General features: G+C 31.2%; 10 protein-coding genes and 1 other annotated feature. All 10 genes read left to right on the forward strand.

Going from position 1 to position 10,322, the window contains the following annotated elements:
• Positions 1-56 precede the first annotated feature (56 nt).
• The 10 genes from infC (at position 57) to CRN98_RS11725 (ending at position 9,874) form a co-directional block, all read left to right on the forward strand.
• Entirely contained in the window at positions 57-551 is a 495-nt protein-coding gene (infC, locus tag CRN98_RS11680) for a translation initiation factor IF-3 (protein ID WP_242960925.1), read from the forward strand.
• Between the two features lie 21 nt (positions 552-572).
• Positions 573-770, forward strand: coding sequence for a 50S ribosomal protein L35 (rpmI, locus tag CRN98_RS11685; RefSeq protein WP_097027605.1), 198 nt, complete (start codon positions 573-575; stop codon positions 768-770).
• Positions 771-797: 27 nt separating this feature from the next.
• Positions 798-1,157 (forward strand): 50S ribosomal protein L20, encoded by a 360-nt coding sequence (rplT, locus tag CRN98_RS11690; protein ID WP_035308179.1) that lies wholly within the window; start codon positions 798-800, stop codon positions 1,155-1,157.
• 150 nt (positions 1,158-1,307) lie between these two features.
• Positions 1,308-2,654, forward strand: coding sequence for a TrkH family potassium uptake protein (locus CRN98_RS11695; RefSeq protein ID WP_097027606.1), 1,347 nt, complete (start codon positions 1,308-1,310; stop codon positions 2,652-2,654).
• Between the two features lie 11 nt (positions 2,655-2,665).
• Positions 2,666-3,334: a potassium channel family protein gene (locus CRN98_RS11700; protein ID WP_097027607.1), complete on the forward strand. Its 669-nt coding sequence runs from the start codon at positions 2,666-2,668 to the stop codon at positions 3,332-3,334.
• A 19-nt stretch (positions 3,335-3,353) separates the two neighbouring features.
• On the forward strand, positions 3,354-4,154 hold the full coding sequence (locus CRN98_RS11705; protein ID WP_097027608.1) for a TrmH family RNA methyltransferase: 801 nt from the start codon (positions 3,354-3,356) through the stop codon (positions 4,152-4,154).
• A 38-nt stretch (positions 4,155-4,192) separates the two neighbouring features.
• Positions 4,193-4,403 (forward strand) — a binding site (T-box leader).
• A 60-nt stretch (positions 4,404-4,463) separates the two neighbouring features.
• Complete coding sequence (gene pheS / locus CRN98_RS11710; RefSeq protein ID WP_097027609.1) at positions 4,464-5,483, forward strand: phenylalanine--tRNA ligase subunit alpha; 1,020 nt, start codon at positions 4,464-4,466, stop codon at positions 5,481-5,483.
• 47 nt (positions 5,484-5,530) lie between these two features.
• Complete coding sequence (gene pheT / locus CRN98_RS11715; protein ID WP_097027610.1) at positions 5,531-7,909, forward strand: phenylalanine--tRNA ligase subunit beta; 2,379 nt, start codon at positions 5,531-5,533, stop codon at positions 7,907-7,909.
• An 83-nt stretch (positions 7,910-7,992) separates the two neighbouring features.
• Complete coding sequence (locus tag CRN98_RS11720; RefSeq protein ID WP_097027611.1) at positions 7,993-8,622, forward strand: cell division protein ZapA; 630 nt, start codon at positions 7,993-7,995, stop codon at positions 8,620-8,622.
• A gap of 106 nt (positions 8,623-8,728) precedes the next feature.
• Positions 8,729-9,874 carry an aminotransferase class V-fold PLP-dependent enzyme gene (locus tag CRN98_RS11725; protein WP_097027612.1) on the forward strand — a complete coding sequence of 382 codons (1,146 nt, stop codon included), beginning with the start codon at positions 8,729-8,731 and terminating at the stop codon, positions 9,872-9,874.
• The last annotated feature ends 448 nt before the right edge of the window (positions 9,875-10,322 follow it).

The raw sequence follows: 10,322 nt of genomic DNA on the forward strand, positions 1-10,322 counted from the left end.
TTTAATTTGATGTTTATTTCTCTAGGGAGGTGAATGTTATTAGTAAAGATTACCTTATGAATGAAGATATAAGGGAAAAAGAGTTAAGAGTAATTGGCGATAATGGCGACCAATTAGGAATATTGAGTGCCTCTGAGGCCTTGAAAATTGTAGAAGAGAAAGAATTAGATTTAGTAATGATAGCTCCTACTGCAAAACCTCCTGTTTGTAGAATAATGAATTATGGAAAATTCATTTATGAACAGGCTAAGAAGGATAAAGAAGCTAAGAAAAAACAAAAAGTTATTAGCATAAAAGAAGTTAGATTAAGTGCAACTATAGAAGAGCATGATATAGAAATTAAAGCTAACAATGCAAGGAAATTTTTACTTGCAGAAGATAAAGTTAAAGTAACTGTTAGATTTAGAGGCAGAGAAGCTGATTATTCACATCTAGGTAAAAAAATATTAGATTTATTTTTGACAAAACTTGAAGATGTGTGTATAGTTGAAAAGCCAGCTAAATTAGAAGGAAAAAATATGACAATGATTTTAGCTCCTAAAAGGGCTTGATATTGAGAGGAGGAAAAGATTATGCCAAAAATGAAATCAAAAAAAGCTGCTGCAAAGAGATTTAAGCTTACAGGAACAGGAAAACTAAAGAGAGCTAAAGCTTTCAAGAGCCATATCTTAAATAAAAAGAGCGCTAAAACAAAAAGAAACTTAAGACAGACAGCATATGTATCTGAAACACAGGAAAAAGTAATGAAAAAATTATTACCATACCTATAATAGGTACGTTAAAAGGAGGTTTATTAAATGGCAAGAGTTAAAAGAGCTATGAACGCTCGTAAATATCATAAAAAAGTGTTAAAACTTGCAAAAGGTTACTATGGAGCAAAAAGCAAGTTATTCAAAACTGCTAATGAATCAGTTATAAGAGCATTAAGAAACGCTTACGTAGGAAGAAAGTTAAGAAAAAGAGACTTTAGAAAACTATGGATAGCTAGAATTAATGCAGCAACAAGAATGAATGGTCTTTCTTATTCAAGATTCATGAATGGAATGAAGCTTTCAGGAATAGATATAAACAGAAAGATGCTTTCTGAAATAGCTATAAATGATCCAAAGGCTTTTGCAGAATTAGTAGAAGTAGTAAAAAAACAGCTTAACGCTTAATAAAAAAATGCAGCTTTAAAGGCTGCATTTTTTAAATTTTACGGAATTATTTATATAAATTTTTATTGTACATAAGTTTGACAATTTGCATGTAAATGCTATAATAATTGTTAATGCTATGAAATTATAGTAATTATGAGGTGCTTAAAAATGAAAATCAGTATAGGAAAGTACTTTAAACTTACACCAGTACAAATCTTGGCAATAGGTTTTGCAACAGTTATATTGATAGGGGCAATTTTATTAAACTTGCCTATAGCCACGCAGGATGGGATCAGGACTCCATTTATAGATTGTCTTTTTGTTTCTACGTCAGCCACTTGTGTAACAGGGCTTATAACAGTAGATACAGGAACTCACTGGAATTATTTTGGTAAAACTGTAATAATGTTTTTGATTGAAATAGGCGGGTTAGGTTTTATGTCCTTTGCTACATTAATAGCTCTTTTATTAGGAAAGAAAATTACTTTAAAAGAAAGATTAGTTATGCAAGAGGCTCTTAATTCATTTTCCCTTCAGGGATTAGTGAAAATGGCTAAATATGTATTGATTTTTACATTTTCAATACAGCTCGCTGGAGCATTATTATTATCAACTCAATTTATACCTGAGTTTGGACTTTGGAAAGGAATATATTATAGTGTTTTCCATTCCATTTCTGCTTTTTGTAATGCAGGATTTGATCTTGTAGGTGGATTTAAAAGTTTAACAGTATATGCAGAAAATCCTGTTATAATTCTAACAATAGGTAGTCTTATAATAATAGGTGGATTAGGGTTCTATGTGTGGCAAGAAATTTACAATTTTAAGGGACTAAGGAGGCTATCACTTCATTCAAAAGTAGCTCTTTCGGGTACTGCTTTTTTACTCATTATTGGAACTATACTCATGTTTATATTTGAAAGCAATAATCCGGGAACCATGAAGAATATGTCCTTTAAGGGAAAGGTTTTATCCTCATTTTTTGCAGCTGTAACTCCAAGAACTGCTGGATTTAACTCTATTTCTACCAGCGATATGACTAATGCAGGAGTATTTTTAACTATAATTTTAATGTTTATAGGTGGAGCACCAGGGTCTACTGCAGGAGGAATTAAAGTAACTACTGCAGGAGTTTTGGTTATGACGGTACTCAGTATTATAAAAGGAAGAGAAGATACTGAAATATATAAGAAGAGAATAACAAAGGATGCTGTTTATAAGTCTTTGGCAATTACCACAATTGGATTAGGATTGGTAATAACAGTTACTATGCTGCTTTCTATAACGGAGCCAAGTGCAACACTTGAGTATTTATTATATGAAGCAACTTCGGCATTTGGTACTGTGGGAATGACTTTAGGACTTACAACTCAATTATCATTTGTAGGAAAGGCAATTGTTATATTTACTATGTATTGTGGAAGATTAGGTCCACTTACTGTATTTCTTGCTTTAGCAAAGAGAGCAAATTCAAATAAAATAAAGTATCCTGAAGATAAGATATTAGTTGGATAAGGAGTGTTATTATGGCAAAGAAACAATTTGTTGTTATAGGTTTAGGTAGATTTGGAACTTCTGTGGCTAAAACATTATATTCATTAGGAAATGATGTATTAGCAATAGATGTAGATGAGGAAACAGTACAAAGTATATCGGATAGTGTAACTCATTCTGTGCAAGCAGAGGCTATGGATGAAAATACTTTAAGATCTCTTGGAATAAGAAATTTTGATGTAGCTGTAGTAACTATAGGTTCAGATCTGCAAGCTAGTGTTATGGTAACCTTGTTGCTTAAGGAATTAGGGGTAAAGCACATAATAGCCAAGGCAAATAGTGAGCTTCATGCAAAGGTACTTTATAAAATAGGTGCAGATAGAGTTGTTCTTCCAGAAAGAGATATGGGGGTTAGAGTAGCTCATAACTTAGTATCTTCAAATATATTAGACTATATAGAATTATCACCAGATTATAGTATAGCTGAAATAGCAAATCCAAGAGTATGGCAAGGAAAGACTCTTCAAGAGTTAAATTTAAGAGCTAATTATGGAATAAATGTAGTTGCGGTAAAAAAGGATAATGATATAAATGTATCTCCGATGGCAGATGATGTGTTAGGAGATGGAGATGTAATAGTTGCAATTGGCGGTGCAGATGAATTAAATAAATTGGAAAGTCAAATAGGAAATAGTAAATAGAAAAAAAGGTGGAATATTTTTGGAAAAGATAACTAGTAAAGATAATTCATCTATTAAGGAAGTAAGAAAGTTTAAAGAAAAGAAATATAGAACGGCTAATAAAAAGTTTTTAGTAGAGGGTTTTAGATTTGTAGAAGAAGCAGTAAAATCAAATTTTTATATTGAAGAATTATTTATATCAGAAGAAGCTTTGGAAAGGTTTTATGGATATGATTTTAAATGTAAAATAAAGGAGTATACAAAGGTATATTCATTAGAAGATAAACTTTTTAAAACTTTAACTAATACAGAAAGTCCTCAAGGAATATTAGCAGTAGCAAGATATAAGGATATTGAATTGAAAGCTAAAGATGGTTTTTACATATTAGCAGATAAAGTTCAGGATCCAGGAAATATGGGTACTATAATAAGAAGTGCTCATGCATCGGGAGCACTAGGAGTAATTTTAACTAAGAGAACTGTTGATGTATATAACGATAAGACTTTAAGGTCTACCATGGGTTCGATATTTCATATTCCAATAATAGAAGATACTGATCTTTCTATAACTAAAACTTTAAAAGATAATGGGTTTAAAGTCTTAGTAAGTTCCTTAGAAGAAAGTCATGATTTTTATGATATAAATTTAAATAAAAACATTATAATATGTGTGGGTAATGAAGGTAGAGGTATAAGTGATGAAATACTAAATTTAAGTGACGAGAAGTTTAAAATACCTATGCCTGGTAAAGCTGAATCATTAAATGTTGCAGTAGCAGCATCCATTATGATGTTTGAAAGAGTGAGGCAAAACTTAAAAAAGGTTGACAATTCAATTTAAAATAAGTAAAATTTAGAATTAAGATGTTATAATAAAATAATGAAACTATGAAGAAGAGAGTAAATATAAGTTCACTTCAGGGAGAAGGGGTCATAGACTGAAAGCCCTTTTATTGATATTTATATTGAAGTTCACTTCTGAGTTCTAGCTGTGAACTTATAGTAGCAGTTAGCGGCTAAGCCGTTATAATTTTAAGCTGGACATTAAGTCAATTAGGGTGGTACCGCGGATATAAAGTTCGTCCCTTCATGGGGAGGGGCTTTTTTTATATGTCTTAAAACTTATATAGAGAAAGGAGTATTAATAAAAATGCAAGAAAAATTAAACTTAATAAGAGACAATGCTATAGAAGAACTAAAAAAAGTTAATGAAGCTCAGGAATTAGAAAGCATAAGAGTAAAATACCTTGGTAAAAAAGGGGAACTTACTCAAATACTTAGAGGAATGGGTGCTTTAAGTGCTGAAGAAAGACCTATTATAGGTAAGGTTGCAAATGAAGTAAGAAGTAGTATTGAAGAACTTATAGAAGATAGATATAAAGCTATAAAAGAAAAGGAAAAGGCAAATCGTCTACAAAATGAAACTATTGATATATCAATGCCTGGTAAGAAACAATTTTTAGGCAAAAGGCATCCTCTTGATTTAACCTTGGAAAGCATGAAGGAAATATTCATTTCTATGGGATTTACTATAGAGGAAGGTCCAGAAGTAGAACTTGACTACTATAACTTCGAAGCTTTAAATATTCCTAAAAATCATCCAGCAAGAGGGGAACAGGATACATTTTACATAAACGACAGTTTGGTTTTAAGAACTCAAACATCACCTATACAAATAAGAACTATGGAAAAGCAAGAGCCTCCTATAAAGATGATTGCACCAGGAAAGGTTTATCGTTCTGATGCTGTAGATGCTACTCATTCACCTATATTTTATCAAATGGAAGGTCTCGTAATAGATAAAGGAATAACCTTTGCAGATTTAAAAGGAACACTAGATCTTTTTGCAAAAAAAATGTTTGGAGATAAGGTTATAACTAAATTTAGGCCTCATCATTTCCCATTTACTGAACCTTCTGCTGAAATGGATGCTACTTGCTTTGTATGCAATGGAGATGGTTGTAAGGTTTGTAAGGGAAGCGGATGGATAGAAATATTAGGTTGTGGAATGGTTCATCCACAGGTTTTAAGAAACTGTGGAATTGATCCTGAGGTGTATTCAGGATTTGCCTTTGGATTTGGCGTAGATAGAATGGTAATGATGAAGTATGCAATAGATGATATAAGACTTTTATATGAAAGTGATATGAGATTTTTAAATCAGTTCTAAGAGTAATATTTTATTAAACTTTAAAATCACTTAAGGAGGAATAAAAAATGAAAGTACCAGTTAAATGGCTTAAAGATTATGTTAATATAGATATTTCACCAGATGAGCTCGGAGATGCATTAACTCTTTCAGGTTCCAAAGTAGAAGAAGTTATAACTTCAGGAGATGAAATACAAAATGTAGTAACAGGAAAAATACTTGAAATAAAACCTCATCCTGATGCAGAAAAGCTAGTAGTATGCCAGCTAAATGTAGGAACAGAAGAGCCAGTGCAAATAGTTACAGGAGCAAATAATATGAAGGAACAGGATATAGTTCCTGTGGCATTACACGGTTCTATATTACCAAATGGATTAAAGATAAAAAAGGGTAAATTAAGAGGAATAGTTTCCAATGGAATGATGTGTTCAGAAGAAGAATTAGGTATAGCTTCAGAAGAACATGTACATGGACTTATGATATTGCCAGATGATACTCCTATTGGAAAAGATATTAAAGAAGTTTTAGGATTAAATAATTCAGTAATTGATTTTGAAATAACTTCAAATAGACCAGATTGTCTAAGTGTTGTTGGAATTGCAAGGGAAACTGCTGCTACTTTAAATACAGCATATACTATGCCTGAAACAGCATATAGCATAAAATGTAATGAAAATATAAAAGATTCATTAAAGGTAGAAGTAAAAGATAAATTATGTAGAAGATATATGGCTCGTGGAGTTAAAAATATTAAGATAGAAGAATCTCCTTCTTGGATGCAGGAAAGACTTATAGATGCAGGGGTAAGACCTATCAATAATATAGTAGACATAACAAATTTTGTAATGATTGAACTTGGTCAGCCAATGCATGCTTTTGACTCACGACAAATAACTTCAGGTAAAATAGTAGTTGAAAGAGCAGAAGATGGAGAAAAGTTTACCACACTTGATGAAGTTGAAAGAACATTAAATGCAGATGTACTTTGTATAAAGGATGGAGAAACAAACATAGGACTTGCAGGAATAATGGGAGGACTTAATTCAGAAGTTAAGGAAGATACTACTGCAATAATATTTGAATGTGCTAATTTTGATGGTACAAATATAAGAGTATCTTCTCAAAAGCTAGGTGTTAGAACTGAAGCTTCATCAAAATTTGAAAAGGACTTAGACCCTAATTTAGTGGAAATTGCTATGAACAGAGCTTGCTATTTAGTAGAAAAATTAAATGCAGGGGAAGTTATGGAAGGAACCATAGATATATATGAAGAAAAGTTAGAACCACACACATTAGAAATAAGTTCAAAATGGATAAATGAGTTTTTAGGAACAAATTTGTCAAAGGAAGAAATGAAAGGCTGCTTAGACAGATTGGATTTATTTACTGAAATAAGTGAAGATACGCTTCACATAAATGTTCCAACTTTTAGATGTGATGTAAACATAAGAGAAGATGTGGCAGAAGAAATAGCAAGAATTTATGGATATAATAATATTCCTACAACACTTATAAGAAGTGTAAGTGAAAGAGGAGGAAAAAGTAAAAAACAACATCTAGAAGATGAAGTAATAGCAGCCTTAATGGGAAGTGGATTAAATCAATCTATAAGTTACTCATTTGTAAGTCCTAAGGTATTTGATAAGATAAAAATATCTGAAGACAGTGAGCTTAGAAATGCTATAAAGATAAGAAATCCATTAGGTGAAGATTATAGCATAATGAGAACTACTACAATTCCTTCTATGATGGAAGCATTAGCTAGAAATTATTCAAGAAATAATGAAGAAGCAAGGCTTTTTGAAATAGGTAAGGTATATATGTCTAAAGAAAATAAGAATGAAGTTCCAGAAGAAAGAAATATGCTGACTATTGGATTGTATGGAGATGTTGATTACTTAAACTTAAAGGGTGTAGTAGAAAATATAGCAGAGCATTTAGGAGTAGAAAAACTTAACTTTGCACGTGAGAGTGAAAATCCTACATTCCATCCTGGAAAGACAGCTTGTGTTAATATAAGAAAAGAGATTTTAGGAACCTTAGGAGAAGTTCACCCTGATGTAGCTGAAAACTATGGTATAGAAGAAAGATGCTATATTGCGGAATTAAATATGGATGTGTTATTTGCAAATGCAAATTTAAATAAGATATATAAGGTACTTCCTAAATTTCCAGCAGTAACAAGAGATATGGCTCTTTTAATAGATGATGCTATATTAGTACAAGAAATAGAAGATATCATCTTAAAGCAAGGTGGAAAGATGGTAGAAAAGGTTAAATTATTTGATGTTTATAAGGGTAAACAAATACCTGAAGGTAAAAAGAGTATAGCTTACTCTATTCTTTATAGATTAGAAAATAAAACTTTAACTGATGAAGAAGTAAATAAGGTTCATGATAAAATAGTAAGAACTCTTGAAAATAGACTTGGAGCACAACTTAGATAAATCTGACAAATTGATATTTTAACCATAGTTAATTTGTGTTAAAATAGATATAATAATATATGATTTATCTGAGAGGTGTTTATATGAACATAGTAACTGTTAGGATAAATGGAGTAGAGTACAACTTAAAGGGTGATGAAAGAGAAGAATATTTACATAAAGTTGCTGGTTATGTGGATAAAAAAGTTAGGGAACTTATAGAAAGTAATCCTAAATTGAGTACATCTTCTGCAGCTATACTTACTGCTATAAATACAGTAGATGAGTATTTAAAAAAGCAGGAAGAAGTTCATGATGCTTTTGAAATAGTTAAGAAAAAAGAAGAAGAAGAAAAAAACTATAAACAAGAAATTGATATACTCAAACAAAAAATTTCACAGCTAGAGGCTTATGTAGAAGAAATCACAGTTGTCTTAGAAGAACCTAAGTATAAGGAACAGTTAGAAGTTAAGGAAAAAGAACTGGAAGTAACAACAAAAGAAATTGAAAACATTACAAAGGAAAGAGAAATACTTCAAGAAACCTGTAAAAAATACATGGAGGGAAATAACATACTTAAAGCTGAATGTAAAGAATATAAATTTCAAATGCAATCTAATAAGTATAAAACAATTGACCTTCAAAACAGATTAATTGAAGCTCAAGTTGAACTTGCTAAGGCAAAGAGACAAAGTTATCCATTTGTGAGTAAGGAAGTAACAATAAAAAAATAAGTACCGGTGAGGTACTTATTTTTTTATGGGTAAATATATCACATATTAGTCATTTAAAAATAATATATTGTATTAGAGTATATTATTATGAAAGTTGGGGATGAATATGGGAATTTATATAGATAATGCAGCAACCTCTTTCCCAAAACCAGAAGAGGTTTATAATGAAACATTAAATTGCATGAGAAATTATGCAGCAAATCCAGGTAGAAGTACACATGCTATGGCACTGGAGTCTTCATCTAAATTATCTGAAACAAGGGAAATATTGAGTAATTTTTTTAATATAACAAGTCCTTTTAACATGATATTTACAAGTAATGCAACTGAAGGATTAAACATAGGAATAAAGGGGGTATTAAAGCCTGGCGACCATGTTATAAGTACTGTAATAGAGCATAATTCAGTATTAAGGCCATTAAATAGTTTAAGTAAAAAAGGAGTCAAAGTAACATTGCTTGCAGTAGACACCTATGGTAAGTTAGATATAAATAACTTAAAAAAGGAAATACAAAAAAATACAAAACTTATAGTTGTAAATCATGCTTCAAATGTATTAGGAACACTACAATATATAAATACCATTGGAAAGATTGCAAGGGATGCAGGTATACTATTTATGGTTGATGGGTCTCAAAGTGCTGGAACTATCAACATTGATGTAGAAAAATATAATATAGACTTATTGGCTTTTCCAGGTCACAAGGGATTAATGGGTCCTCAAGGAACTGGTGGATTATTTATAAGAGATGGCATAGATATGACAAACTTTAGAGAAGGCGGCACAGGAAGCAATTCTATGTCCATGACGCAGCCAGATTTTTTGCCAGATAAGTTTGAAAGTGGAACTCTTAATGTTCCTGGAATTGCAGGATTATGTGAAGGAGTTAAGTTTATTCAGAAAGTTGGAAGAAGAAATATTCAAAAACATGAAGAAGGCCTTATAGACTATCTTTTAAGTGAATTTAAAAAGATGCCCTATATAAAAATATATGGATTAGATTGTAAAGAAAAAAGGGCTGCTGTTATTTCTATAAATACAGATAATATGGATAGTTCTGAAGTTGGGTATTTATTAAATAAAAAAGGTATTGCAGTACGAACAGGATATCATTGTGCAGCACTTATACATCCTATAATAGGTACAGCTAAAACTGGCACTGTAAGGCTCAGTCCGGGCTATTTTAATACCTACGAGGAAATGGAAGAAGTGGTAAAAGCCATACGGGATATATATAAAGGCGATGTTTAGAAATAAGACGACGTTTTTAATGTTGAACATCCTGTATGGGTTTTGCATTTAGGAAAGCGGTTCGCTGTGCAAAGAAGCTCTAATATTTCAGAATTTAAATCACCTAAACTTTTTAAACTCGCAGTCGCTCAGACAGTAAAAAGTTCTTAACGGTGATTTGAATTTTGAAATAAAGAGCTTCTAATGCTTACTCAATGATTTCTACAATGCAGAACCCATACTATATGTTCAACATTAAAAATATCATTTAGGCTTACCTAACTAAAAGAAGAAATTTCGCTTTGTCGAAAGTCCTTTTAATAAATTAACGCTTATCAAAAGGCTGATAAGCCCGCAGACCGATAGGTCGTAAGATATTAATTATTCTATTTTTTATCAGAAATCTTTTATTGTATTACCTTATCTTTAACTTGTAAATTAAATTTTATCATTTATTTAATATAAGTTC

The sequence above is a fragment of the Clostridium peptidivorans genome, from assembly GCF_900205925.1.
GTDB lineage: Bacteria > Bacillota > Clostridia > Clostridiales > Clostridiaceae > Clostridium_AK > Clostridium_AK peptidivorans.

Coding starts and splice junctions, on each gene's coding strand:
- CRN98_RS11725 (WP_097027612.1), top strand. CDS start 8,729: ATGGGAATTTATATAGATAATGCAGCAACCTCTTTCCCAAAACCAGAA.
- CRN98_RS11700 (WP_097027607.1), top strand. CDS start 2,666: ATGGCAAAGAAACAATTTGTTGTTATAGGTTTAGGTAGATTTGGAACT.
- pheS (WP_097027609.1), top strand. CDS start 4,464: ATGCAAGAAAAATTAAACTTAATAAGAGACAATGCTATAGAAGAACTA.
- rpmI (WP_097027605.1), top strand. CDS start 573: ATGCCAAAAATGAAATCAAAAAAAGCTGCTGCAAAGAGATTTAAGCTT.
- rplT (WP_035308179.1), top strand. CDS start 798: ATGGCAAGAGTTAAAAGAGCTATGAACGCTCGTAAATATCATAAAAAA.
- pheT (WP_097027610.1), top strand. CDS start 5,531: ATGAAAGTACCAGTTAAATGGCTTAAAGATTATGTTAATATAGATATT.
- CRN98_RS11720 (WP_097027611.1), top strand. CDS start 7,993: ATGAACATAGTAACTGTTAGGATAAATGGAGTAGAGTACAACTTAAAG.
- infC (WP_242960925.1), top strand. CDS start 57: ATGAATGAAGATATAAGGGAAAAAGAGTTAAGAGTAATTGGCGATAAT.
- CRN98_RS11695 (WP_097027606.1), top strand. CDS start 1,308: ATGAAAATCAGTATAGGAAAGTACTTTAAACTTACACCAGTACAAATC.